The following is a 24,581-nucleotide window of genomic DNA, read 5'->3' on the forward strand; positions in this document are numbered from 1 at the left end:
CTTGGCTGCTTGTACGTTTAACAGCATTAAACAACAGAAAAGGGCTGTTATGGTCGTAGTAAAAAAATGTCTTTCCTTTCTATGCATGATTTGTCCTTAAGCTAGATAATTTAGGTTAAACAATACCTCATTGTGTAGAGGTAATTAAGCGCTAATCCAGTATTCATGGTCTGCCCAAAAGCACGAGCTAATTCACTTCTACTCCAATCAGCAATTCATAACTCACCCTTTTCTGCCAGTGGTCGATATTATGGAATATTGAAAAACCATTTCAAATTAAGATACTTTGTTGCTGATTTAAAAGCAAAATCTTCCTTCACTTTTATTCTCCACCCCAGACATTTCACGATAGCGACAAGGTATGTTTTGTAATTGTTATCCTATTGACAACCATGCCAAACACTCGTTACAATGCAATATTGTTCTATTACGTTAATACGTTATTATGAAATCACATCCATACAAACAACATTCCATCCGTCATCTTATGCAAGCTATTAGTTCGATTAAGAATCAGGAAGAAGCGATTGCCTTTTTTACGGATCTCTGTACGCCTGCTGAAATTGAAGCAATGGCTGATCGGTGGGAAGTAGTACCGTTACTACGTAAAAATATTCCTTATCGAACTATTCATGAACAAACAGGAGTCAGTGTAACCACTATTACTCGTGTAGCTCGCTGCCTGACCTTGGGCAGTGGTGGGTATCAACTTATTGCAGATCGATTGGAGCAGTCGTGAAGAAACGTTTACGTATCGCCTTACAAAAAAAAGGCCGTTTGGCAGAAGAGTCCCTTAGTTTATTAAAACGCTGTGGTTTGAAATTTCGATTGAAAGAAAACGCCTTATTAACGCATGTAGAAAATTTTCCCATAGATTTGTTATTTGTTCGCGATGATGACATCCCTACCCTGATTTTTGATCAATTATGCGACGGAGGGATTGTTGGCGAAAATGTGTTATTTGAAGCAGCACTCGCTTCAAATGGGAGTTATGACGTTGTATTGCCTCTTGGCAGTTGTCGCTGCCGTTTAGCGATTGCTATTCCCGATACCTTTACCTATCAGGGTCCAGGAAGTCTCGAAGGTAAACGAATCGCCACCAGCTACCCTTATCTTCTCAATCAGTACTTGGAAAAACACAAAATTTGCGCAGAAAGTCTTGTCTTGTCAGGCTCTGTTGAAGTCGCTCCCAGAATGGGGATGGCTGATGTCATTTGCGATCTGGTATCAAGCGGCCAGACACTGGAAGATAATAAATTGGTTGAAGTGGATACCATACTGACAAGCCAGGCGACCTTTATTCGCACAACACTCCCACTGGAGCCACCCTTTCAAGACTTGTTCACCACACTTAAACGTCGCATTCAGGCGGTACAGCAAGCAATGGAACGAAAGTACATTCTTTTCCATGCCCCTAAATATGCGTTGGAGCGAATCTGTGAACGTCTCCCGGGTGCAGAATCACCAACTATCCTACCGCTATCCGCTAACCCAGATAAAGTTGCTGTCCATGTGGTTTCCAGCGAAGGGGTATTTTGGAACACCCTTGAAACAATTCAAGCCTTAGGCGCCAGTTCAATCTTGGTCTTGCCTATCGAAAAAATGTTGGAGTAATGTACATGTTGACTAGTTATTTTTGGAAAAACAGCGCATCCGATGAAAGAAAACGGTTACTTGCAAGACCACCTCAAAGCAAGCATTTTCAAAAGCAGGTTGAAACAATTATTTCTTGTGTAAAATCCCGGGGTGATGAAGCTCTGTATGCATTGACCCGTGAGTTTGATGGCATTGATTTAACCTCGTTACAAGTTTCACCATCGCTAGTTAATCGCGCCCAAATTAGTGCCTCTGCGATGGATGCCCTTACAACAGCGATAAATACAATAACCTCTTACCATCAAAGCCTATTACCTCAATCGTGTACGCTTACGACAATAGAGGGCGTCACCATCGAGCGGGTTTATCGGCCTATTAACAAGGTTGGCTTATATGTTCCCGGCGGTAATAACACACCCTTGGTCTCCTCACTACTTATGCAGGCCATTCCAGCCAGGGTTGCTGGCTGCCCTATTAAAGTGTTGTGTACACCTCCCAATTCAGCAGGCCAACTTGACCCTCACCTATTAGTTGCTGCCAAACTATGTAGCATCGAAGCAATTTATCAAGTAGGAGGTGCTCAAGCAATTGCAGCAATGGCCTATGGAACAGAATCCATCCCTAAAGTAGATAAACTGTTTGGGCCTGGCAACAGTTTTGTGACTGAAGCAAAAAGTCAGGTTGCAACAGATCCGCTAGGTGCTGCAATTGATATGCCTGCAGGCCCATCCGAAGTGATGATTGCAACAGATACACAGGCTAATCCCACTTTTGTCGCTGCAGATTTGCTGGCACAAGCTGAACATGGCGTTGATTCACAGGTAATTTTGCTTTGTGAAAATGAGCAATTTGCCAATCAGGTCAAAGAGGCTGTGGCGCAACAACTCGTCAATTTATCCAGAAAAACGATTATTGAACAAGCATTGAAGCACAGCCGAATTTTAATTTGTGAAGATATTGAGGAACAATGCAACATTATTAATAACTATGCTCCAGAGCATTTAATTATTAATCGGGCTGATGCCGTCTCTTGTGTACCGAATATCCAATCAGCAGGTACCATTTTTGTGGGTCAATGGGCCGCAGAAACACTGGGTGATTATGCAACAGGTAGCAATCATGTATTGCCAACCAATGGTTATGCCAGAAACCACAATGGTCTTGGCACAATGGATTTTCTAAAAACCATCAGTGTTCAGCATGTTAGTCCTCAAGGTCTAACTCATTTAAGTCATACCGCACAAACGTTGGCCTTCATCGAAGGACTGGATGCTCATGCAAATGCTGTTAAGCTTCGTATGGAAGCGTTGGAATAATTATTGATGGAGATGGCTATGTCTGTTTTAGATTTGATACGTCCTGATTTACTTGATATTAAACCTTATGTGCCAACTGGTGATGAGTTAACAATACGTTTGCACGCTAATGAACTTCCCTGGTCGCCTATAAATTTTAGTCACGTGCCCCTCAACCACTATCCTAAGGCATTAGAACAACAAGAAGTACAACAGCTTATGGCCAATTATTTTGAAGTTAAGCCAGAACAATTGGTGTTGACTCGCGGCAGTGACGATGGCATCGATTTGATCATGCGGCTATTTTTGCGCACGGGATTGGACAGTATTTTACAATGCCCGCCTACTTTCCCTATGTATGCTTTTTATGCTCGTCTACAACAAGCTCAAGTTATTAATTGCCCACTCGACATTGATAATAGTTTCGAGTTATCGACAGAAAAATTGATGGCGGCCTGGCGGACAAACTGCAAATTAATTTTTTTATGCCAACCCAACAACCCTACGGGAACTATCCTATCGCTAAGAAGCATCGCTCAATTATGTGATTATTTTACGGATAAAGCAGTCATTGTTGTTGATGAAGCTTATATTGATTTTTCTGAGACAAAAACAGCCGCAAGTTTACTTGACTCTTTTGACAACTTGATAATACTACGAACCCTCTCTAAAGCCTGCGGACTTGCTGGACTACGTTTGGGTGGTGTTATCGCCCAACCACAAGTTATTCAAGCCTTACGGAATGCCATGCCACCTTATACACTCTCCAGCGCAGTGATAGCATTGGCAAAAGAGGCATTAGCCAATCAAGAATGGTTCCATGGCAATATTAAGCGTATCGTTACGATGCGTAAAAATCTTGTTGCGCAACTTAAGGAATCACCTTGGATAGAAACCATTTACCCCAGCCATACCAATTTTATTTTAGTGGCAAGCCCTCATGCACCCGCTTTAAGTGCTTGGTTTTCACAGCATGAGATTGCTGTCCGCCATTTTGCAAACAGTCCTTTAGAACACATGATGCGTATTACTGTAGGCGATGAGCGGCAAAATATGCAGTTAATACACGTTTTAGAAAACTTTAACCCCGACAGGATCTAATGATGCAAAAAGTTTTATTCATTGACAGGGACGGTACCCTGATTGAAGAACCTGAGGATTTTCAGGTTGACCGGCTGGAAAAAATTAAACTGTGTAAAGATGTTATACCGAACCTTCTTGCCCTAAGCAATGCAGGTTTTCAATTGATCATGGTCACTAATCAAGACGGTTTGGGTACAGACAGCTTCCCTCAGGAAGATTTTCAACGTTGCCATGATTTTACTCTTAACCTCTTCCGCTCTCAGGGCATTCATTTTAGCGATATTTTTATTTGTCCACACACAGAAACCAATAACTGCAGCTGCCGTAAACCCAAAACAGGTTTATTGCTCGATTTTCTGCGCGACAATCCTGTTGACAGAGACAATTGCTGGGTTATTGGTGATAGGGAAACAGATAAGCAACTGGCAGAAAAAATTGGCGTAAATTTTTTACCGGTAGCGAACAACCATGGTTGGTACAACATAGCAGAGGCTATCTTGTTTCGCGAGCGAAAAGCCTATGTGAATCGTACGACGAAAGAAACAACCATCACCGTCCAACTAGCACTCGATGGTAATGCCTGTACACAGATTGAAACCCCTATCGGCTTTTTTAACCACATGCTGGAGCAAGTGGCTAAACATGGCGGATTTGGTTTACAGATAAAAGCGAAAGGGGATATGGAAGTTGATGAGCATCATCTTGTTGAAGACACCGCGTTAGCATTAGGTGAAGCATTGAAAAAAGCATTAGGTGATAAATGGGGCATTGCCCGCTATGGGTTCACCTTACCCATGGATGAATCATTAGCCACTGTTACCCTTGATCTTTGCGGTCGAAATTATTGTTGTTTTGAAGCGCCGTTCAAACGTGAATTTGTAGGAGACATGGCTACGGAAATGGTCTCGCATTTTTTTCATTCATTGGCAAGCAGCCTTGGCGCGACGATTCATGTAACCGTCACAGGAAAAAATCACCATCACATGATTGAAGCCTGTTTTAAGGCTTTAGGGCGCGCTTTACGCCAGGCTATTACCCGATGTGATAACAATCTACCCTCAACCAAGGGACTATTATGATTGCTGTAATTGATATAACAGGTAATAACTTAACGTCGTTAACCAATGCCATAACGCAATTGGGTTATCACAGCATCCTTACCCATGACAAGAACCAAATACAAGAGGCGAGTCATGTTATTTTGCCGGGTGTAGGTGCAGCTTCCACAGCAATGAATGCACTTATAAAGCACGAATTGATTGATGTGCTATCAGAGATTTCCCAACCTTTATTAGGCATTTGCCTAGGTATGCAATTACTCATGGAATATAGCGAAGAAGATAATGTTCCTTGTTTAAAACGTATTCCTGGCCAAATAAAAAAACTTGGCCACAGTGCAAATCATCCTGTTCCCCATATGGGATGGAATCAATTGATTTGGACAAAAGACTCACCTCTGGCGCAGGGATTAACAGCCCAAGACTATGTCTATTTTGTTCATAGTTATGCATTGCTTGAGGCAGAACATGCCATAGCACGTTGTCAATATAGCCAGGAATTTACGGCAATTGTGCAATATCAGAACGTTTTTGGCATGCAATTTCATCCGGAAAAATCTGCAACGGTGGGCTTAAAACTACTTAATAACTTTTTGCAGTTGGAGAATTTATGTTAGTGATTCCGGCAATTGATTTACAGCAGGGTCAATGTGTGCGTCTACGCCAAGGGAAATTCGAAGAGGTTTCCATTTACAACAATCCACCAACCATGCTTGCCAAACATTATTTAGAACAAGGGGCTTCTCGGCTACACATTGTTGATCTGGAAGGTGCTCAAGATGGGAAAGTGACACAGCTTTCTTTGATCAAACGATTAAAATTACCAGGATTATCCCTTCAGCTGGGTGGTGGGATTCGTAGCCTGGCTTGTGCTCAAGCTTGCCTTGATGGTGGCATTGATAAACTGGTTATTGGCAGTATTGCCATAACAAACCCCGACCTGACATCACAAATGATTAAATTAGTCGCGGCAAGGAACATTGTGTTGGCCTTGGATGTCAATATTCAAAACGGCACACCAAAAACGGCGATCCATGGATGGCAAACAACAACACAAAATAGCCTCTGGCAAGTCGTTAGTTACTATCAGCTGTTAGGTGTTCGAGAAGTCTTATGCACGGATATAGCCCAAGATGGGATGATGGCAGGTCCAAATTTTAAATTATACGAAGAGGCAGTTAACCGATTCCCTGCCATTTCCTGGCAAGCTTCTGGCGGTATCCGTCATGAAAAGGATTTAAAAGACTTAGAGTTCTTAGGTGTGTCAGCGGCCATTTTGGGGCGCATGTTGTATGAAACCGATTTTAATCTAGAGGATTATCTAAGGAGGAATACTTATGTTAGCTAAACGTATTATTCCTTGCCTGGATGTTCGTAATAATCAAGTGGTGAAAGGGGTTCAGTTTCGCAATCATCGTATCGTCGGAGATATTCTCACGCTTGCTGAAAGCTACTCTCAGCAAGGTGCAGACGAATTGGTTTTTTACGATATTACAGCCAGTAGTGATGGGCGATGTGTGTCTTTTGAATGGATAAACCAGGTTGCTTCAAAAGTGAATATTCCATTCACCGTTGCTGGTGGGATTCGCCATTTGGATACCGCTAAAGCGATTTTACATGCGGGAGCTGATAAATTATCACTCAATAGCCCTGCCCTCGAATCACCCGATCTGATTGATCAATTGAGTCGTGTGTTTGGTAGCCAATGCGTAGTGATAGGTATCGATACTCAATGGATTGAGGATGATTTTTACGTGTATCAATACACAGGCGATGAGTCTAAAAGTAGAAACTCGCGGCGAAAAACACGCGAGTGGGTGAAAGAAGTACAACAAAGAGGTGCAGGAGAAATTGTTCTTAATTGCATGCAAGCAGATGGTGTGCGCAATGGTTATGACCTTGAGCAATTACACTTTATCCGCTCAATAACCAATGTCCCTCTCATCGCTTCAGGCGGTGCGGGTAAATTGTATGATTTTATTGAGGTATTCAAGAAAGCAAACGTAGACGGTGCCTTGGCCGCTAGTGTCTTTCATGACCAACTTTTAAGTATCAATGAAGTTAAACGGGCGCTAGCAGAAAGCGCTATTGAGGTGCGACTGTGAATGAGAAAATTAACAATTTAAACTGGAAAAAAATGAAAGGACTTATTCCTGCAATCGTTCAAGACAATAATACAGGAAACGTACTCATGCTCGGCTACATGAATGAAGAAGCCTTATCCATCACGATGGAAACGAAACTGGTCACTTTTTTTAGTCGCAGTAAACAACGGTTATGGCGTAAAGGTGAGACCTCAGGAAACACCATGCAAGTAGCTTGTATTAAAACCGATTGTGATGGCGATAGTCTTTTAATCCTGGTTAAACCAGCAGGCCCTAGCTGCCACCTGGGATACAACTCTTGTTTTCAATCTACTTTTATGCCTAAATTTCTTTTTTTAGACAACCTGATTAAGGTTGTCGCAGAGCGGTCAATCCACCCTAAAGAAACCAGTTATACCACCCAACTACTTACCACAGGCATTAGTCGCTGCGCGCAAAAAGTAGGGGAAGAAGCCGTTGAAACCGTAATTGCAGCTGTAAAAAAGGACAAAGAGGAATTGATAAATGAAGCATCCGATTTATTTTTTCACTTGTTAGTTTTACTTCAGGCTTGTGGGTTAAATTTTTACGAGTTGTTAGCCTGTTTGCAACAGCGCTCTACTTTATGAGTGTTGACTTCCCCATCAGGAGAGATCCCTCACCATTTCGTTGATCGACTAAAGACTCAATTATTCCTGGGAGGAATCCCACTCTTCCCAAAATTTCGTTTAATAAATCAAAACAAATTGTTTAAAATTAAACCAGTTTTAATACTGGAGAAATAACCTTGAAAGCACGTACAGAAACTACGCAGCCTATCCCTTCACTGTTCCAATACATCTGGGTAGGTGGTCCAATTAATGCAGATGACTTAACTCAAATTTGTGAATTAGCGACCACGAGCCGCGATTCCCAGTTCAAAACCATTCTTTGGACAGATGACGAAAAAAATATACAGAAGACGCTTGAGAGGATCAATTTAGGCGCTTCGATATACCAACAAAAACGCTTCGGTCCCCGCTTATGGCGTAGAGGTCCAGACATAGCAAATCCTAATTCTGCTGCCTCTTTAGGGATTGAGGTCAATGCTAAACAATTCAACATTGAAGTAAAATCTATTCATGAGTTACTGGCACTTTTAAAAACAGATCCTATTTTTTCTGATGAAGAAACGAACCAGTTCATGTTTAATGTTTTGCGTGAAGCAATTGGACATCGGAATTTAGCATCCGTTAGTGACTTAATCCGTTATTGTAGTTTGTATTATTTTGGTGGTTATTATTTAGACACAGAGCTGAGAGCGCACATAAGCCCTAGACCATTAACAGCAGATACATCTTCATTGGGGATCATTGGGAATTTTTTTATTGGTTTGGCAGAAACAGAAAACATTAAAAGAAGTTTTAGATTGCCTTATGAAGAGAAATATGAAATTTATGGTAATAATGATGCGTTCGGAGTTACGTCAAGACATCCCATTTTACGCGTTGCAATCCAAAAAACGTTGAATTTTTATAAAAAATTGGATAGAGATTCTATTATATCTAGCGAGTACATTGCTTTGTGGATGGAGCAAAACCACATTCCGTTAGATCCCTTCGATAGGGCTTTTATAGAGAAGCTCTCTCTGGATGAAAATAAAACGCTTAAAGCAACCTTCATGAATTCTCTACTCGATATAAGTTTCAGTTTGCGTCTTTTAAAGAATACAAAAATCGATTCTAAGGAAGACCCTAATGAGATTCAAAACAAGCAAGCCGATTTAATAAAGGCTCTTGAGGAGCTAATTGAAAAAACAAGTAGTAAGCTAGGCTTAGATCCAAAAAAATACACCGTCCCCACTGCAAAAAAAGGATTCATTGCATCCATCCAGTCATTAATACATGGAAATAAAAACAATACTGTCGTATCTGTCTTAAGTAAAAAACTCCTTAAGCATATTAATTTAGAAATTAAACAACATCAAAAACAATACGGTTTTGGTTATGAAAAGGCCACAGAAATGGATGCCAAACGATATCCTTACCAAAAAGGTATCAAAGAAACGGGAAGTAAGAGAAGGAAACATACCGTAAAAGCCGCTGTAAATTCGTTCTGCGATGCCGTAACAGAATTCCTACATTATCATGATAATAAAGGGAACTCTCCTTATACCCCAGAGGAGATGGCAAAATTCCCCACAGAGACACTTACAGAAGCAAATTTTAAGGAGAATGCTTTAGAATTGGGAGCCTCCCTGGGAGAGTCAACAATAATGTTGGCGGACTGTTCAATTCAAATGGCCTATGCAAACAGTTGGCTTAAGGTTGATAGGAGTACAAAACCTTCTTTTGACGATAGTGAGTTACCTTCTAAAACAAAGCATTCCTTCTTCAAAAAGAAAGAGTCCAAGGTCGCATCGACGAAGGAAGAGACGGGACCAGAGGTAGCCATTAACGTCATCTAGTTTGCTGAAAAGTTACTAAGTAAAAGGTCTTATTCGTGTGAATAAGACCTTTTTATACAATTGCTAATAATACTGCGGTCAAATAATTACCTTCTGGAAAAGCTGGTAGTGTGGGGTGGCAACTGGCCGGGCCAAAGATCCCGAGCACACGAGTATTCTTGCCAACTGCTGTCGCCTGGCTAGCCACAAGAGTAGTAAATTCATCCGTGGATAGTGCAGAAGAACAATTGCAAGTCATTAATAATGATCCAGGGTGCATTGCCTTGAAAATTTCCCGGTGTAAATACCGATAGTAATTTTTTGCGCGTTGCAAATGTTGTTGGGAAGGAACCAATTTAGGCGGGTCAAGAATGATCAAATCATATTCCCCAGCCTGGCTAAGGTAGTCTCGGGCATCTGCTTCAATAAAATCAATGGTTTTAATCTGGTTAAGGGCTGCATTTTGTTTTGCCTTAAGAATTGCAGGTGCAGAACTATCAATAGCAGTTACCTTCACAGCCCCTGCCTTGGCAGCATGCAGGGCGAAACCACCCGTGTAGCAATAAAGATCGAGCACTTTTTTTCCTTTTGATAATGCCGCAATCCGCTTGTGATTTTCGCGCTGATCAAGAAATAATCCTGTTTTTTGTGCCTGTGAAAAATCAATGTGATAGGCAATGCCTTCTTCCAAAACTTGAGTCTCTATGGATGTTGGACCTTCATGCAACGATTCCCAGCCATCTTGAGCAAGTGGTTTAGGTTGAGCTAGCCATACCAACTCACCTGATAATTGTTCTCTGACACATTGTGTAATGATTTCTTTATTTGCCTCAACCCAATAAGCTGAGCTGGCTATTACTGTAATTTGATTGAACCTGTCAATTGTAAGCCCCGATAAACCATCTGCTTCGCTATTTAATAAACGAAACGCATTGGTATGTTCATTGGGAAGGTTTAATTGCTTACGTATGGCCAACGCTTGCCTTAAGCGGTGTGTAACAATTGTACTTAATGAGGAGGTCTCAATTTTTTCACAGGCTAAGGCTAATACTCTGACCCGGTATAAGGAATGTTCATTATAAACACCTGTTCCCAGTAATTCGCCATCGTCACTAAAAATTTCAACGATCTGCCCCGTAATTAATTTACCTTTTGTTTTAGCAATGGCTTTTGGAAATATCCAGGGATGCCCTCTTCTAATTGCGTTTTGCTTTGCTTTATGTAAATAAATCGCACTCGTCATAAACTATTTCCCAAATGCTAAAAGTCGGCTAATCTACACTACTGTCCTTCGAAGCTGCAAGGTGATTTCAGAATGTTTAAACATTTTATTCGTGTATCCATTACAGGATTATTGGGTTTTGGTTGTTTTTCTTCAAACATTGCGTGGGCGGGTCCCTGGTTTACAGGTCCTTTATTAGCTCCAGCAGGACATACCATTCCACGTGGACATTCAAACCTTGAGCTCTATGGCTTTTATACCGATAACGAAGGTATTTATACAAGACACTGGAAACTCGTTCATACACCGCATAGCGAAAGCATTATTGGTAATCCCATATTCAGTCATGGTTTAACGGATAAACTTGATATTCAATATGGCGTGCCTTATGTTTACAATAAAAATAAAGGTCGCCAAGCCCAAGGATTAGGGGATACATCCGTAACATTAGGCTACCAATTGCTTGAACAGAAGGAGTCCAAATGGCGGCCTGACCTACGTGTGACTGTGCAGGAAATATTCCCCACCGGAAAATTTGAAGCGCTAGACCCTTTAAATAATGGGGCGGATGCCACTGGTTTGGGAAGTTATCAAACTGGCGTTGCACTTAACTTCCAACATTTATTACCCGTTGGAGAAACCCATTATTTACGCACTCGGTTAAGTTTAAACTATCTGTATGCCAACACCGTTGACATACAAGGGGCGAGTAGTTTTGGTGGCACGCCGTTCACCCAGGGAACCATTGATCCAGGTGATTTGTTTACTGCGGATTTGGCTGCAGAATTTACACTGACACAAAATTGGGTTGCAGTCATGGAGGGCTATTATGCATCCCGGGCAGCCACCCAATTTAGCGGCTTTATTGGCAACAATGCTCAAGGTATGCCCGCTCCCATAGGACACGGCAATATTGAAGAAATAACCTTAGCTCCTGCTATTGAATATAATTTCTCACCGAATATAGGCATTATTGCAGGTCCATGGTTTACCGTAACCGGACGAGAAACGACGCAATTTATTTCTTATGTCGCAGCTTTTAACGCTTATTGGTAGGCTTTGATACCTCGACAATTAAATTGTCGAGGGGCAAAAATTAGAAAATAGTAATAATAAGAAATAAATAGGACTTTAGTTCTTGATTCTATTATTGTGAAAATAGATAACTATGGGTATCTCTACCCATAGCGAAACACTACTTCCTAAACTAGGCTAATGAAGTTTAGGATGGGATGTCTTAGTATCTTTTCGAGAAATATTGGGTGTTTTTTTTGTTAATTCAGATATTTCCTTATCACTCTGCATCGAGTCTTGAACTTGGTTTTCAAGCCAGATTAAAAATTTCCCTTTTAAATAATGCATCTTTTCTTTGATAATAAGCGCTTCATTTTCTGAGAGCACTTTCTTGGCCTTTCTAAATATTTTACCCTCTTCATTAACATGATGATCCACAATGTCCTTCAATTTTAATACAGCTTTCTGCCAAGTTTTACCGGTTTTCCCATTTAGGGAACCGATTTGTTCTTCAATTTCAACGTGTTCCTTTTTTCCATGCTCAGCCAAATCCTTCGTGGCTGGATGTTGAGCCAGATATTTATAAAATGTTTCTTGTTCAGCATGCGCATGTACCAATAATTCTTTGCTAATTAAAGCCACAATTTGTTGTTGGCGTTCTATCGATTCAGACTTTTCAAATAACTGAAATAAATGGCTAACCTTGGCATGATCCATTTTTAGATAGTCATAAATATCCATTTTAAATCTCCTAAGGCGTGATTACGACTTTAATGCATCCATCATCCTTTTCCGCAAACGTTTTATACGCTTCAGGGGCTTCATTAAGTTTAATGCGATGCGTGATAATTTTTGAAGGGTCTATCTCACCTTCCATTATTTTTTCCAAAAGTTTTGGTAAATAACGTTGGACATGAGTTTGCCCCATTCGAAACGTCAGCCCTTTATTCATAGCAGCACCAAAAGGAATATTATCCAGTTTATCCAAATAAACACCTGGAACTGAAATTGTCCCTCCTTTTCCACAACATTGAATCGCTTCTCTTAAAACATGGGCCCTATCGATGGCCAAATAAGTGACTTGTTTGACACGATCAACGAAAGAATCGAACGTTGGTCCTACATGTGCTTCACAACCTACAGCATCGATGCAGCACTCAGGCCCTAAACCTTTTGTCATTACCATTAAAGCATCAAAAACATTTTCCTCCTGGAAATTAATAATTTCGGCCTTGCCAAATTTTTCGGCAAGTTTTAAACGCTCTGGGACACAATCGATGGCTATAACCCGCCCAGCCCCTAACATCCACGCACTTTGTATTGCAAACTGGCCAACGGGCCCACATCCCCAAATTGCGACAGTGTCTCCCGCTTCTATGTTGCAATTTTCGGCAGCCATATAACCAGTAGGGAAAATATCAGATAAAAATAATACTTTTTCATCCGCGATATCGGTAGAAACTTTGATTGGTCCTACATCTGCAAATGGGATCCTGACATACTCTGCCTGCCCCCCTGAAAAACCACCCAACAGATGGGAGTAGCCAAACATACCAGCAGGTGTTTGTCCCATCTGCTGCCTGGCCATTTCAGCATTTGGATTTGATAATTCGCAACAAGCATATAACTTTTTCTTACAAAATTTACACTTACCGCATGAAATAGTGAACGGCACAACTACCGTATCGCCCACCTTCAATTTTTTATTGGCAGATCCTACCTCTACAACTTCTCCCATAAATTCATGGCCTAAAATATCCCCTGACTCCATGGTAGGCATTAATCCACCATAAAGATGAAGATCCGAACCACAGATTGCAGAAGCTGTGACTTGAATGATTGCATCTTGCTCGTTAATAATTTTGGGATCAGGCATGTCATCGACTCGTACATCCTTTTTCCCATGCCAACATATCGCTTTCATTTTATCTTCCTTGTTCAATGCAGGTGCGAGAGAAGGAACCTTTATTAGTCTATTAGTCCCTATTTAAGAGATAGGCCATTTTCAAAGTTCTTTCAAATCGAAAGAAAAGATGCGGATACGAGCGATTTAACAAAAATTTATTACCGTTTGAATTCATTAAAATTTTCCAATGAGTAGGAGTATTTACATCGCAGAGCCTTAAGAATCATGCTAGCATTCTTCTTTTTTTAAATGAGGAATTCGCATGTGGTTTAGTAATGCACTTGTTTATCAATATGAATTTAAAGAGTCTGTGGATTTAACAACAGCCTTAGCTGAGGAGGTATTGAAGCCTTGCCCGCCTCATGCTCGTTTTATTTATGGCTGGTTGTCCGCTTATGCGGATGAGCTTGTTCAGGAAGTAGCAGGGTGCTCCCTGATTTGTCTGGGAAAAGAAGAAAGAATTCTACCTCGAGGCGTCATCAAACGTTTGCTGACAGAACGTATTCAGGCTTTGGAAGTGCAACAGCAACGTACTGTTAAACGTGCCGAACGCGCCCAGCTTGCAGAAGATTTGGAATTTGAATTATTACCCAAATCATTTTGCGTACAAAAACAACTCTTTGCTTTATTGGATACGGTAAGCAATCGATTAATAGTTAATGCCGCGAGTAATAACCAGGCTTCGCAACTTACTTCTTTATTACGAAAATCTATCCCTGGTATTCATATTGAACCACTAGCATGTCAGGAAAATTTGGCGATGCGTTTTGCCCAATGGATTAGTGACCCCTCATTACTCCCTTCTTCTTTTCAACTTGCATCGGATTGCCTACTTTTCTCTTTAGATGATGATAAAAAAAGGGTCAGTTGCAAAGGCTATGAATTACCCGCAGAAGAAATTTTGACCTTATTGTCCCAAGGCTTGGCGGCCGCTGAAATTTCATTGATTTGGAATGACCGTATTCAATTTACGTTAACCCATGATTTAACCTTTAAACGCTTAAAAAGCTTGGACTACCTCATTGATGAGTTTGAAGACATACGGCAATTAGAAGAAGAGTATCAGCAACGGGATGCAGCCTTAACATTATTGAGCGGTGAGCTAAGGGCATTAATAAACGATGTATTATCTGGGTTAAGCATCCCTCATCAGCAAGTACAAATTGCATCGCAAGAAGAGGAATGTCTCGCTTAAGTCTGTTGACATTTCACCATTCCTACCTCCGCAGCTTGCCCTCAAACTCTCGCAAGTAGCCCGGTTGCTTGCAACCGGGATCATCGATAGAAGAAGCTAAGCGAAACGATGATTTGATACTTTGAGCATTGAATAGAACCTCCCGGCTGCAAGCAGCCGGGCTACGGTTGACATTCCCTGGGAGGCACCGAACGATTTAAATAGGCTGTCAAGCTAATTTCTAAACCACCTCTACGTCTCGCAGCCTGTCCGCGAGCTCTAGAAACATCTCTACATTAAAAGCTAAACCACTACATTGGGCGGCTGCTTATGATAAGTAGCCTGATAAACCGTCAATGCATCCTCTGCAGCTTTCTTTAATCCAAGTGCTTTGTTTGAATAATAAATAATTGCTAAGGCCTCCTGGGCACTGGGGGCTTGAGGGTAATTTTTTATCAGATAACTTGACCGCTCCGCAGCAGCCACATACATTTTACGTTGATAATAGTATTTGGAAGTATTTAATTCACGCTGGGCAAACATATTTCTCAAGTAGATCATACGCTGCAACGCGTTGGCCTTGTAATGGCTGTCGGGAAATTTTTGTATTAACGTAGCGAAATCAGAATATGCTTGGGCTTGGGTGCCTGGATCACGCCATGACTCGTTGATAGGCAGCTTATCGGCAAAAGCCCCGCGAGGTTGTTGGAAATTCGCGAGCCCTTTCATGTAATAAGCATAATCAACGCTCTTGGAACGCGGGTAAAGGTGAATAAAGCGTTCTGCAGTAGCTGCAGCAGAAGGGTAATCATCTTTTTTATAATAAGCATAGATTAAATCCATTTGTGCCTTCTCTGCATAATCACTGAAAGGATACATGGATTCCATGGCTTCAAGACGTTTGGCAGCACTTTCATATTGTCCTTTATCAATTGCTTTCTCAGCTTCAGTTAATAATTGTTTAGCTGTCATTCCTTGATAAGGATTATAGTCATCATCATCTTTTTTCCACCATTTGGAGCATGCTGTTAAAGATAATAAAAAACCAATAAGAAGTAGCGCTTGAATTCGTTTCATATAAACACCTATTGTTATGAACGCTATCGGTAAAGAACTCATCAATTATGCCTTAGCGATTTAATCGATTGATGACCTCTGAACCAATAAAGAAATTACAGCGTTTTAATTGAGAGCAGCTTTATCGTAAACCGGCACATTATACCCATCCTACATCATTTTGCGAACTGAAAAACTTAAAATGACAACTAAAAAAGATAAGTGAAAAATTATTTGCAATGCAACCAGTGTTGATATATATTTCGCCCTATCGGAGAGGTGGCTGAGCGGTCGAAAGCGGCGGTCTTGAAAACCGTTGAAGGGCAACCTTCCCAGGGTTCGAATCCCTGCCTCTCCGCCAAGTCTTTCATATCACTCTCTTAATAAGCTATAAAAAAATTATTAAACTCTCCTCTATACTTATAAGTAATTTGCTTTACACAAGAGCAACTCCATGAAAAAAGGCAAAAAAAAATCGAATCAAAAAAAATAAAAAACTCCAAATCGACAAATTAAAACAAAACCTCAAGCGGTTATTTTGACCTTCCCTCTCAGGAACTTATTGAAAAGGCAAAGAAATTATTGAGTTTCTAAAGAATAACCCTGACTTAAAAGAGAATTGAATTGTCTAACAGGTCGCTTTGATAATTACACAGGGTAATCATCAAAGCTATACTTAAAAAAATGTTATGGGGTTAAAGCCCGGACGCAGCGAACCGCAATCGTTCCGCCCTTACCCACAGGATACTGATCAGGAGTAGTATCGAAAGTTTGTTGCCACATCCCAAACTGAGGATCCGCTGAATTTTCGGTAGAGCTATGGTGTAAACTTGTCAGATTGCCAATGTTGCCATTATCAACCAAATTGGATTGCATATTTTGCAAAGTTGGGCTTAATTGGGTACCGCAACCGGCATCAACCAGTTCGGTTCTATATCCCATTTCGCAAATCGCTGGCAGATACCAGTCGGTGAAACCCCCACCAGTATACTGTACGCAGAGTCCCGCTGCATAAAAAGACAAATTAATTGTCGGGTAAAAGGCAACAATGACCTGGGTATTGCAAGCTCCATCGCTATTTCCATCGCAGGCATCGGGTGGAGTAGTTGAGGTATCATAGATTCCAGGTATATCATTAAAAACAACGCCACCGCCAGCGTTCGAACTCCAGATTATCCCTGGAAAAGGATCAGCTTGATCTGAAAGTGCTGCTACCTTGCCACCGATACTCCCCGTATTAGGCGTAGTATCGTCTACGGCAAATAAAAATCCACTTTGATAAATGCAACCGTAACCCAATACCAACACGTTAATAGTCGTTTGCGGCGCATTATCAGCCGTTACAGTAACAGTGGTAGGCACAGGCTCAGTACCCGGCGCCATGGTACAAGCATTGCCACCATTGCTTGAGCTTGCTGTATTGCCAGGGGTGATGGTAATGTCGCAGGTATCACCGGCATTGAGTGTGCCCGTACAGGTGTTGCTGGTGATGGATGTTCCAGTAGGAAAACCGGACGCACTAACCTGCACGCCATTTGCCGGTACTGAGCCCATATTTTCTATCCTGATAATGCGCGGAGTCCCTAGCAGTGCTAAGTTAGTCACCGGGTCATTGACCGATAAAGCCAATTCTTGAGTAAGGGGGGAAAGCGTTGTCTGCCAAAACGTTACCCGTACCGTATGATTGGCCTGTATATTGTTCAGCTGATAGCCGGTGCCACCCGTTTGTACTACGTTTCCATCGAGCAGCCATTGGTTGATGCCGAAGTTCGCATTGGGTATTGCCGTAAAAGTAAGACTACTGCCCGCATCAACCACTTGTGGTGTTGAAGGTGAAATGGAGCCGTTTGCACCTGCTGAGGGTGTGACAGTGAATTGTTGTACTGGCTGATCCGTCAGATGGATACGCAGGATATATTTTGAATTTGGTTGGTAACATTGCAGCATGTTGTCCTGCTGGCACAACAGCGGACCGCCTATTACATCACCCTTTAGGGTTGAACCATTAACGTTCAAAGTAAGCGTACAACGTCCTTTGCCCGGAAGCCGGCAGACGTTGCTCGTGATTCCAGCGATGGCTTTCATCACCAGGATTTTAGGTCTGGATGATTGATTATATACGGTATAGCGTATCTGTTTACTGGTATTTTTGGCAACCGCAATGTCTATCGGTGTTTGTGGGTCGAACGTCCATAACGGTTTCCCCGCCTGCGCTATCGATAGCACCAAACAGGATAAAAAAATAGCTAGAATCCTGTTCATTAAAATGTTTCTGCTTTTTTGCATGGTTTTAGTCCTTAAATCCGCATGAATCAAGGTATACAGAATTAACGTCATTGCAAATGTTTTGCATGATTAGGAGACTATACCATGAAAATTGATTTTGACGTTCCGTTAATTTAATAACGCTCTTTGGAGGGGCCAGAACGAATAAGTTGGGTCATGTGCGACCCAACGCAAACCATGTTATGTCCCTATATATACCTGTTTTATCAAGTGATATTTTAAAAGAGGATTAACTAATGACGGTAAGACTCTCCTTCGCCACCCTATCAATAGCCATTAAACTTTCAAGCAACGGTTTCATTTTATCTAATGGCCAACTGTTTGGACCATCACTTAATGCTTCATCAGGGTTGGGGTGTGTCTCCATGAAAATACCTGCAACGCCTGCAGCAACCGCAGCCCTTGCCAAAACAGGGACAAATTCTCTTTGGCCGCCGGAGACACCATTATTTCCACCAGGCAATTGTACTGAATGCGTGGCATCATAAACAACTGGACAATTGGTATCACGCATTATCTGTAGCGAGCGCATATCTGACACTAAATTATTATAACCAAAACTAACCCCTCTTTCACACACCATAATCTGCTCATTACCAGAAGCTTTGGCTTTAGCAACGACATGCTTCATTTCCCAAGGGGAAAGGAATTGTCCTTTCTTAATATTAACCGGTTTATTCATTGCCGCTACTTTTTGAATAAAATTTGTTTGACGGCATAAAAAGGCAGGAGTCTGTAGAACATCAACTACACTAGCAACCTCAAACAAAGGTGTGTCTTCGTGTACATCAGTTAAAACTGGAACACCAATCTGTTCTTTTACTTTTTCTAAAATCATCAATCCTTTTTCAAAACCAGGTCCGCGATAACTATTCATCGATGAGCGGTTAGCTTTATCAAATGACGACTTATAGATAAAAGGTAAATTTAATTGCGCACATAACTCTTTAAGATAACCTGCAGTCTCCAAGGCAAGCGCTTCGCTTTCAATAACACAAGGGCCTGCTATCACAAATAAAGGAGCCGATATTCCTGCTTCAAAACCACATAATTTCATACTGTCTCCTTTTGCTGATGGTGTTTACGTGCTGCCCGCACAAATTGTTCAAAAAGAGGATGCCCATCACGGGGTGTAGAGGTAAATTCAGGATGGAATTGACAAGCTACAAACCAGGGGTGCTCTGGTAATTCAATCATTTCAACCAAATTGCCATCCGCAGAATGACCTGCGATAACAAGACCATGTTCTGTCAAGGTTTCCAAGAATTGATTGTTAACTTCATATCGGTGGCGATGCCGTTCAATAATTTCTGGTTTTTGATAAATATTATAGGCCAATGAATTCGTATTCAAATGACAAGGCTGTGCTCCTAAACGCATTGTGCCGCCTAAATCTGAATGTTCATCCCGCAGGTTAATCTTGCCATCCGCTTCCATCCATTCACTGATTAAACCAATAACAGGATAAGGTGTAGTCTTATCAAATTCGGTTGAATTGGCACCTTTAAGCCCCGCTACATTGCGTGCATACTCAATTACTGCCGTTTGCATTCCTAAACAAATGCCAAGAAACGGTACTCTCTGCTCGCGAGCATATTGGACTGTTTTAATTTTACCTTCGATTCCTCGCTCACCAAATCCCCCTGGAATTAATAGCGCATCCACGGAATTTAGAATATCGGCACCATTTTTTTCAATCAATTCGGCATCGATGTAGGCAATTTCTACTTTGGTTTGTGTATGAATACCCGCATGAAGTAGTGCTTCGTTGATAGATTTATAAGCATCATTTAATTCAGTATATTTGCCCACCATGCCGATTTTAACTGTCATGGTTTGAACTTTCTGTGCAGCCACGACTTTTTCCCATTCACTTAAATCAGCTACCTTTACATTTAATCCTAATTTTTTTACAACAATTTCATCTAGGCCTTGCTCATGCAGAATCATGGGAATTTGGTAAATACTTTTAGCATCTTGTAAAGAAATCACTCCTTCTTTTTCTACGTTGGTGTACAAAGCAATTTTGGCTCTATCGTTGGAGGAAAGCGGTTTTTCAGAGCGACAAATTAAAATGTCAGGTTGTATCCCGATAGAACGCAACTCTTTCACAGAGTGTTGGGTGGGCTTGGTCTTTGTTTCGCCAGAAGTAGGAATATAAGGGACTAAAGTAAGGTGAATAAATAAAGCCCTCTGTGCCCCTAACTCAATACGCATTTGTCGAATAGCTTCCAGAAACGGTAAGGACTCAATATCTCCCACCGTTCCTCCTATTTCAATCATTGCCACATCGAAATTGTCAGCGCCTTGTTTAATTGAACGCTTAATTTCATTGGTAATATGAGGAATGACTTGAACCGTTCCCCCAAGATAATCACCACGACGTTCTTTTTTTATAACGGTTTCATAAATTTTGCCTGAGGTGAAATTATTACGCTTGGTCATTGTAGTGCGTACGAAGCGCTCATAATGCCCCAAATCAAGATCAGTTTCTGCCCCATCCTGTGTTACAAATACTTCCCCATGTTGAAAAGGACTCATCGTACCTGGATCCACGTTAATGTAGGGATCAAGTTTGATTAAGGTTACACTTAAACCTCTGGCTTCGAGGATGGCTGCAAGAGAGGCAGAGGCAATACCTTTTCCGAGAGAAGAAACAACCCCACCTGTGATGAAAATATAATTTGTCATAAAGACCCCGTTTGGAATGCTCCGCACACGTAAGGCGGAAAATAAATTTTGCACATAAACGGGGTTTTATTGTACCAAAAGACGCGCAGAATTAATATATTATTTCCACAGTTTTTCTCTATATTGTGCAAAATGCTACCCCGTTCAAGTCATTTGCTTCTATCGATTATTTAACAGATTATAGTAAGTTGAGCATTTGACCCAACGCAATCCTGCATGAGCTTCAATGTGAATAATTAGTTTTGCATGGCTGGGTCAAATGAACCCACCTACTGTTGCAATGCCTTATTTTTGAAACAACGTCTCTAGTCGACGCGTAATTTGATACATTTCAAGAGCACAATCCGCGGCATCGCGACCTTTATGACCATGGGCGCCGCCCAATCTATCCCAAGCCTGTGCTTCATTTTCTGTCGTTAATACCCCAAAAATCACAGGAATATTATAATCTAAAGCAACCCGCTGACAGCCATTGCTGACTTGCTCACAAACATAATCATAATGGCTTGTATCACCACGGATTACAGCACCGAGGGCAATAATTACTTTAACTTGGGCGCCCATTGCGATTTGTTTAGCGATTAAGGGTATTTCTACAGCGCCTGGTACTTCAATAATGCTGATGTTATGGGAAGCAAAGCCAAATTCTTGTAACCGCTCCACGGCCCCCCGCTGCAATTCCTTTGTAATGTCTTCATTAAAGCGGCTAACCACAATCGCTACCGGGAAAGAACTGACAGCGTCAGTAACATCAATTTTAATATGTTGCATTGCCCACCTCTAATCAATGGCTAATAAATGCCCTAGCTTTTGTTTTTTAGTTTTCAGATAATGGCGGTTCTCGTTCGTAGGGCAAACCATTAACGGAATACGTTCCTTCACTGTAATACCATATTTTTCAATCGATTCTACTTTCTTCGGATTATTGGTTAGCAAGCGAACGGCGTCGAGTCCTAAGTGCTTTAAAATTTGAAAAGCTACTGCATACTCCCTGCTGTCTGCAGGAAAGCCAAGCTTAATATTTGCCTCAACAGTATCATAGCCTTGCTCTTGTAGCGCATAAGCTTTCAACTTATTGGCCAAACCAATACCCCGTCCCTCCTGGCGCAAATAAATTAAAATCCCACCTTCTTCGGCTATTTTCTGTAGTGATTGATTTAATTGAGCACCGCAATCACATTTACAGGAACCAAAAACATCACCGGTGATGCATTCGGAATGAATACGGACTAAAGGTAAACGATTTGGAATTTTTGGAGCTTTGATTAAAGCAAAATGTTCACGGGAATCAAGGATGTTTTCAAACACCGTCATTGCAAAATCACCATGTTCTTGTAAAGGAAGCCGGGTCGTTGCAATTTCTTCCACTAATTTCTCATGACGAATACGATAATCAATCAAATCCTTAATAGTTACCATAGGAATATCATGTTCTTTTGAAAAGCGGGATAAATCATCCCTGCGGCTCATTGTGCCATCATCATTGATGATTTCACAGATAACAGCTGCAGGCGTTAGTCCAGCAAGAACAGCCAGATCAACACTCCCCTCCGTTTGCCCTGCCCGCTCCAACACGCCGCGTGGTTTGGCGCTTAATGGAAAAACATGTCCTGGCGAAATAAGATCTTGAGGGCTACTTTCTGGATCGATGGCTACGCGAATGGTATGAGCCCTATCTTTTGCCGAAATGCCTGTAGAAACACCGCAAGCAGCTTCAATAGAAATGGTGAAAGCCGTTCCATAAGGTGAGCGATTATTCCTGGCCATCAGAGGGAGTTGCAACTTATTTATTAATGTTTGTGCCATTGGCAAACAAATAAGCCCTCGACCATAAAGAGCCATAAAATTAATCGCCTCAGGTGTCACATGTTGAGCAGCTATTACCAGATCACCTTCATTCTCGCGATTTTCATCATCAATCAAAATAATCATACGGCCGGCTTTTAGAGTCTCAATAGCCTGCTCGATAGTTGCGAAAGGACTTGTCATACTTCAACCTCTTTATTTAATTGTCCCGCAATTTTGAGCTGGTGGGCTACAATACGAGTCAAATAATCAAATTCCACATTTAAACGCTGGCCAATACTTAAGTGACCCAAAGTCGTTTTTTCAAGCGTATGCGGCACCAGCATCAATTCAATCTCATTTTCCATTACCTTATTTATGGTGAGGCTGACACCATCTAGCGTAATACTGCCTTTGGGCAGCAGGTACATTTTGGCACAAACTACGAAATCACCTACGGTTATTTTCAGATACTCGCCTATTACCTCGGTTGACTTAAGAAAGGCTGTGGTATCCACATGCCCACTTACATAATGTCCTCCAAAACGCGCAGAAGCAGGCATTGCACGTTCCAAATTAACCAACTCTCCCTGTTGCAATTGCCCTAACGTTGTTAAGGCTAACGTTTCAGGAGATACATCAAATGCAAGGTAATTTCCTTCTGTAGGCAACAAAGTCAAGCATACCCCGTTTACAGCGATACTCTCGCCTGTTTGCAACCGCTCAAAGGAGGACTTCACAAGAAGTCGATTTGCAGCTTGATTTTGAGTATTCGAAATGACTTCCCCACACGCCTCAATTAATCCAGTAAACATCAATTCTCCTGCCAATCCAGACACGCAATGACATTATCAGTTTGTATTTGCCATGAAACCTTTTTTTTGCTGGTGAATAGAGAATCACCATAAAATGCTGGTGTAGTATTTTCACCCAAAACAGTCGGTACCAGGTAGAGATAAGTTCGCTGCACCAAATTCTCCCGATGCAACGCTGAAAATAAATTACCGCCAGCCTCAACCCACACATCATGAAATCCAAGATGACCGAGATAATTGATTATAATCTCAAGGTTAAGCTGCCCTTCTCTAGCAGGCACAGCATGATAGCTGCAATTGGGTACAGTCTTTTTTATTCCATGTCCTTCATGATAGAAAATATGACAATGCTTTGCATTGTTGAAAATTCTTTCCTCTCCAGTAAGTTTTAGGCTGCTATCAATAATTGCCAATGTTTTGCTATATACCTTATTTTTTAAGCGTACATTAAAAAGCGGGTTATCGTTAAGTACTGTCCTCGCCGTTGTCAAAATAACATCGGAATGCAAACGATTTTGATGAGTAAATACACTACAATCGGCATTCGATAACTGACAAGGCACACCATTTACACCAGCAATTTTACCATCCAGGGTTTGTGCAATTTTAGCAGTAATCCAAGGCTTTTTTGTGGTTATCCAGTAACGGTAACTCTGATAAAAACTATCAATCTCCTCCATAGGATAATGCAATACCTCGATCCCTGCATTGAATAAAAGCTCCGGCGTGTTATTGGCAGCTACAAGTGGATTAGGATCAGAAAATCCATAAACAACCTTGGCGATTTTACGATGAATAATCGCTTCAACACAGGGCGGCGTTCTCCCCCAATGATTGCAAGGCTCCAAAGTCACATAAAGCGTAACATCCGTTAAATTGTCAGGAACTTGTTCCAATACCAATTGTTCTGCATGAGGATGTCCTGCCCCTGGGTGCCAAGCACGGGCTATCATCTCTCCACGGTGCACAGCCACAGCACCCACACTTGGATTTGGCGCACAAGTACCCCGTCCGAGCCAGGCTTGTTCGAGGGCAGCCAGCATAAAGTAGTTGTGCATAGTTAAATCAATAATTAAAAATCGGAATATGTT

The 24,581-nt window shown here is 41.4% G+C and carries 23 protein-coding genes and 1 tRNA gene; 13 read left to right on the forward strand and 11 right to left on the reverse strand.

What is annotated here, in order from left to right; all coding sequences use genetic code 11:
• Positions 1-445: 445 nt before the first annotated feature.
• The 10 genes from Ljam_RS05440 to Ljam_RS05485 all read left to right on the forward strand — a co-directional run bounded on the left by Ljam_RS05440 (position 446) and on the right by Ljam_RS05485 (position 9,562).
• Entirely contained in the window at positions 446-739 is a 294-nt protein-coding gene (locus tag Ljam_RS05440) for a YerC/YecD family TrpR-related protein (protein WP_058449114.1), read from the forward strand.
• Entirely contained in the window at positions 736-1,614 is an 879-nt protein-coding gene (hisG, locus tag Ljam_RS05445; protein WP_058449115.1) for an ATP phosphoribosyltransferase, read from the forward strand. The genes Ljam_RS05440 and hisG overlap by 4 nt, the downstream gene beginning before the upstream one ends.
• 5 nt (positions 1,615-1,619) lie before the next feature.
• A complete protein-coding gene (gene hisD / locus Ljam_RS05450) occupies positions 1,620-2,912 on the forward strand; it encodes a histidinol dehydrogenase (RefSeq protein ID WP_058449116.1) in 1,293 nt (430 codons plus the stop codon).
• 18 nt (positions 2,913-2,930) lie between these two features.
• On the forward strand, positions 2,931-3,992 hold the full coding sequence (gene hisC, locus Ljam_RS05455; RefSeq protein WP_058449117.1) for a histidinol-phosphate transaminase: 1,062 nt from the start codon (positions 2,931-2,933) through the stop codon (positions 3,990-3,992).
• Positions 3,993-3,994: 2 nt separating this feature from the next.
• Positions 3,995-5,053: a bifunctional histidinol-phosphatase/imidazoleglycerol-phosphate dehydratase HisB gene (gene hisB, locus Ljam_RS05460; RefSeq protein ID WP_058449118.1), complete on the forward strand. Its 1,059-nt coding sequence runs from the start codon at positions 3,995-3,997 to the stop codon at positions 5,051-5,053.
• A complete protein-coding gene (hisH, locus tag Ljam_RS05465; protein WP_058449119.1) occupies positions 5,050-5,649 on the forward strand; it encodes an imidazole glycerol phosphate synthase subunit HisH in 600 nt (199 codons plus the stop codon). Before hisB ends, hisH begins: the two co-directional genes overlap by 4 nt.
• A complete protein-coding gene (locus Ljam_RS05470) occupies positions 5,643-6,380 on the forward strand; it encodes a 1-(5-phosphoribosyl)-5-[(5-phosphoribosylamino)methylideneamino]imidazole-4-carboxamide isomerase (protein WP_058449120.1) in 738 nt (245 codons plus the stop codon). The genes hisH and Ljam_RS05470 overlap by 7 nt, the downstream gene beginning before the upstream one ends.
• The gene (hisF, locus tag Ljam_RS05475) at positions 6,370-7,137 is read left to right on the forward strand and encodes an imidazole glycerol phosphate synthase subunit HisF (RefSeq protein WP_058449121.1); all 768 of its coding nucleotides are present in this window, start codon (positions 6,370-6,372) and stop codon (positions 7,135-7,137) included. The genes Ljam_RS05470 and hisF overlap by 11 nt, the downstream gene beginning before the upstream one ends.
• Positions 7,134-7,745, forward strand: coding sequence for a bifunctional phosphoribosyl-AMP cyclohydrolase/phosphoribosyl-ATP diphosphatase HisIE (hisIE, locus tag Ljam_RS05480; protein ID WP_074881722.1), 612 nt, complete (start codon positions 7,134-7,136; stop codon positions 7,743-7,745). Before hisF ends, hisIE begins: the two co-directional genes overlap by 4 nt.
• Positions 7,746-7,903: 158 nt before the next feature.
• A complete protein-coding gene (locus tag Ljam_RS05485) occupies positions 7,904-9,562 on the forward strand; it encodes a glycosyltransferase family 32 protein (protein WP_058449122.1) in 1,659 nt (552 codons plus the stop codon).
• A 52-nt stretch (positions 9,563-9,614) separates the two neighbouring features.
• Here Ljam_RS05485 and Ljam_RS05490 read toward each other — a convergent pair whose 3' ends face one another.
• Complete coding sequence (locus Ljam_RS05490; protein WP_058449123.1) at positions 9,615-10,784, reverse strand: class I SAM-dependent rRNA methyltransferase; 1,170 nt, start codon at positions 10,782-10,784, stop codon at positions 9,615-9,617.
• A gap of 72 nt (positions 10,785-10,856) precedes the next feature.
• Between Ljam_RS05490 and Ljam_RS05495 the strand changes: the two genes are divergently transcribed.
• Positions 10,857-11,819, forward strand: coding sequence for a hypothetical protein (locus Ljam_RS05495; protein ID WP_058449124.1), 963 nt, complete (start codon positions 10,857-10,859; stop codon positions 11,817-11,819).
• 156 nt (positions 11,820-11,975) lie between these two features.
• Here the strand turns inward: Ljam_RS05495 and Ljam_RS05500 are convergent, their stop codons facing one another.
• Both Ljam_RS05500 and Ljam_RS05505 read right to left on the reverse strand, forming a co-directional pair.
• Entirely contained in the window at positions 11,976-12,518 is a 543-nt protein-coding gene (locus Ljam_RS05500) for a hemerythrin domain-containing protein (protein WP_058449125.1), read from the reverse strand.
• Between the two features lie 10 nt (positions 12,519-12,528).
• Positions 12,529-13,701 carry a zinc-dependent alcohol dehydrogenase gene (locus Ljam_RS05505; protein WP_058449126.1) on the reverse strand — a complete coding sequence of 391 codons (1,173 nt, stop codon included), beginning with the start codon at positions 13,699-13,701 and terminating at the stop codon, positions 12,529-12,531.
• A 244-nt stretch (positions 13,702-13,945) separates the two neighbouring features.
• On the opposite strand from Ljam_RS05505, the gene Ljam_RS05510 reads away from it, so the two are divergent.
• A complete protein-coding gene (locus Ljam_RS05510; protein ID WP_058449127.1) occupies positions 13,946-14,878 on the forward strand; it encodes a recombination-associated protein RdgC in 933 nt (310 codons plus the stop codon).
• A gap of 282 nt (positions 14,879-15,160) precedes the next feature.
• Here Ljam_RS05510 and Ljam_RS05515 read toward each other — a convergent pair whose 3' ends face one another.
• Positions 15,161-15,934 carry an outer membrane protein assembly factor BamD gene (locus tag Ljam_RS05515; RefSeq protein ID WP_058449128.1) on the reverse strand — a complete coding sequence of 258 codons (774 nt, stop codon included), beginning with the start codon at positions 15,932-15,934 and terminating at the stop codon, positions 15,161-15,163.
• Positions 15,935-16,186: 252 nt separating this feature from the next.
• Between Ljam_RS05515 and Ljam_RS05520 the strand changes: the two genes are divergently transcribed.
• Positions 16,187-16,274: transfer RNA gene (locus Ljam_RS05520), tRNA-Ser, on the forward strand.
• 326 nt (positions 16,275-16,600) lie between these two features.
• Here the strand turns inward: Ljam_RS05520 and Ljam_RS05525 are convergent.
• From Ljam_RS05525 to ribD, 7 genes are all read right to left on the reverse strand, one after another.
• Positions 16,601-18,199, reverse strand: a complete 1,599-nt coding sequence (locus Ljam_RS05525) for an InlB B-repeat-containing protein (RefSeq protein ID WP_058449129.1) — start codon at positions 18,197-18,199, stop codon at positions 16,601-16,603.
• A 229-nt stretch (positions 18,200-18,428) separates the two neighbouring features.
• Positions 18,429-19,256 carry a 3-deoxy-8-phosphooctulonate synthase gene (gene kdsA / locus Ljam_RS05530; RefSeq protein WP_058449130.1) on the reverse strand — a complete coding sequence of 276 codons (828 nt, stop codon included), beginning with the start codon at positions 19,254-19,256 and terminating at the stop codon, positions 18,429-18,431.
• The gene (locus tag Ljam_RS05535) at positions 19,253-20,890 is read right to left on the reverse strand and encodes a CTP synthase (RefSeq protein ID WP_058449131.1); all 1,638 of its coding nucleotides are present in this window, start codon (positions 20,888-20,890) and stop codon (positions 19,253-19,255) included. The genes kdsA and Ljam_RS05535 overlap by 4 nt, the downstream gene beginning before the upstream one ends.
• Before the next feature lie 285 nt (positions 20,891-21,175).
• The gene (gene ribH / locus Ljam_RS05540; protein WP_058449132.1) at positions 21,176-21,661 is read right to left on the reverse strand and encodes a 6,7-dimethyl-8-ribityllumazine synthase; all 486 of its coding nucleotides are present in this window, start codon (positions 21,659-21,661) and stop codon (positions 21,176-21,178) included.
• Positions 21,662-21,670: 9 nt separating this feature from the next.
• A complete protein-coding gene (locus Ljam_RS05545) occupies positions 21,671-22,879 on the reverse strand; it encodes a bifunctional 3,4-dihydroxy-2-butanone-4-phosphate synthase/GTP cyclohydrolase II (protein WP_058449133.1) in 1,209 nt (402 codons plus the stop codon).
• Complete coding sequence (locus tag Ljam_RS05550; protein ID WP_058449134.1) at positions 22,876-23,490, reverse strand: riboflavin synthase; 615 nt, start codon at positions 23,488-23,490, stop codon at positions 22,876-22,878. Before Ljam_RS05550 ends, Ljam_RS05545 begins: the two co-directional genes overlap by 4 nt.
• Positions 23,490-24,548, reverse strand: a complete 1,059-nt coding sequence (gene ribD / locus Ljam_RS05555) for a bifunctional diaminohydroxyphosphoribosylaminopyrimidine deaminase/5-amino-6-(5-phosphoribosylamino)uracil reductase RibD (protein WP_058449135.1) — start codon at positions 24,546-24,548, stop codon at positions 23,490-23,492. The genes Ljam_RS05550 and ribD overlap by 1 nt, the downstream gene beginning before the upstream one ends.
• Between the last annotated feature and the right edge of the window lie 33 nt (positions 24,549-24,581).

The organism is Legionella jamestowniensis, assembly GCF_001467745.1.
Lineage (GTDB): Bacteria > Pseudomonadota > Gammaproteobacteria > Legionellales > Legionellaceae > Tatlockia > Tatlockia jamestowniensis.

Bases quoted from the DNA above. Each gene is read 5' to 3' on its own strand.
- Ljam_RS05440 (WP_058449114.1), top strand. From the start codon at position 446: ATGAAATCACATCCATACAAACAACATTCCATCCGTCATCTTATGCAA.
- hisD (WP_058449116.1), top strand. From the start codon at position 1,620: ATGTTGACTAGTTATTTTTGGAAAAACAGCGCATCCGATGAAAGAAAA.
- hisC (WP_058449117.1), top strand. From the start codon at position 2,931: ATGTCTGTTTTAGATTTGATACGTCCTGATTTACTTGATATTAAACCT.
- hisB (WP_058449118.1), top strand. From the start codon at position 3,995: ATGCAAAAAGTTTTATTCATTGACAGGGACGGTACCCTGATTGAAGAA.
- hisH (WP_058449119.1), top strand. From the start codon at position 5,050: ATGATTGCTGTAATTGATATAACAGGTAATAACTTAACGTCGTTAACC.
- Ljam_RS05470 (WP_058449120.1), top strand. From the start codon at position 5,643: ATGTTAGTGATTCCGGCAATTGATTTACAGCAGGGTCAATGTGTGCGT.
- hisF (WP_058449121.1), top strand. From the start codon at position 6,370: ATGTTAGCTAAACGTATTATTCCTTGCCTGGATGTTCGTAATAATCAA.
- Ljam_RS05490 (WP_058449123.1), bottom strand. From the start codon at position 10,784: ATGACGAGTGCGATTTATTTACATAAAGCAAAGCAAAACGCAATTAGA.
- Ljam_RS05495 (WP_058449124.1), top strand. From the start codon at position 10,857: ATGTTTAAACATTTTATTCGTGTATCCATTACAGGATTATTGGGTTTT.
- Ljam_RS05500 (WP_058449125.1), bottom strand. From the start codon at position 12,518: ATGGATATTTATGACTATCTAAAAATGGATCATGCCAAGGTTAGCCAT.
- Ljam_RS05505 (WP_058449126.1), bottom strand. From the start codon at position 13,701: ATGAAAGCGATATGTTGGCATGGGAAAAAGGATGTACGAGTCGATGAC.
- Ljam_RS05510 (WP_058449127.1), top strand. From the start codon at position 13,946: ATGTGGTTTAGTAATGCACTTGTTTATCAATATGAATTTAAAGAGTCT.
- Ljam_RS05515 (WP_058449128.1), bottom strand. From the start codon at position 15,934: ATGAAACGAATTCAAGCGCTACTTCTTATTGGTTTTTTATTATCTTTA.
- Ljam_RS05525 (WP_058449129.1), bottom strand. From the start codon at position 18,199: ATGCAAAAAAGCAGAAACATTTTAATGAACAGGATTCTAGCTATTTTT.
- kdsA (WP_058449130.1), bottom strand. From the start codon at position 19,256: ATGAAATTATGTGGTTTTGAAGCAGGAATATCGGCTCCTTTATTTGTG.
- Ljam_RS05535 (WP_058449131.1), bottom strand. From the start codon at position 20,890: ATGACAAATTATATTTTCATCACAGGTGGGGTTGTTTCTTCTCTCGGA.
- ribH (WP_058449132.1), bottom strand. From the start codon at position 21,661: ATGCAACATATTAAAATTGATGTTACTGACGCTGTCAGTTCTTTCCCG.
- Ljam_RS05545 (WP_058449133.1), bottom strand. From the start codon at position 22,879: ATGACAAGTCCTTTCGCAACTATCGAGCAGGCTATTGAGACTCTAAAA.
- Ljam_RS05550 (WP_058449134.1), bottom strand. From the start codon at position 23,490: ATGTTTACTGGATTAATTGAGGCGTGTGGGGAAGTCATTTCGAATACT.
- ribD (WP_058449135.1), bottom strand. From the start codon at position 24,548: ATGCACAACTACTTTATGCTGGCTGCCCTCGAACAAGCCTGGCTCGGA.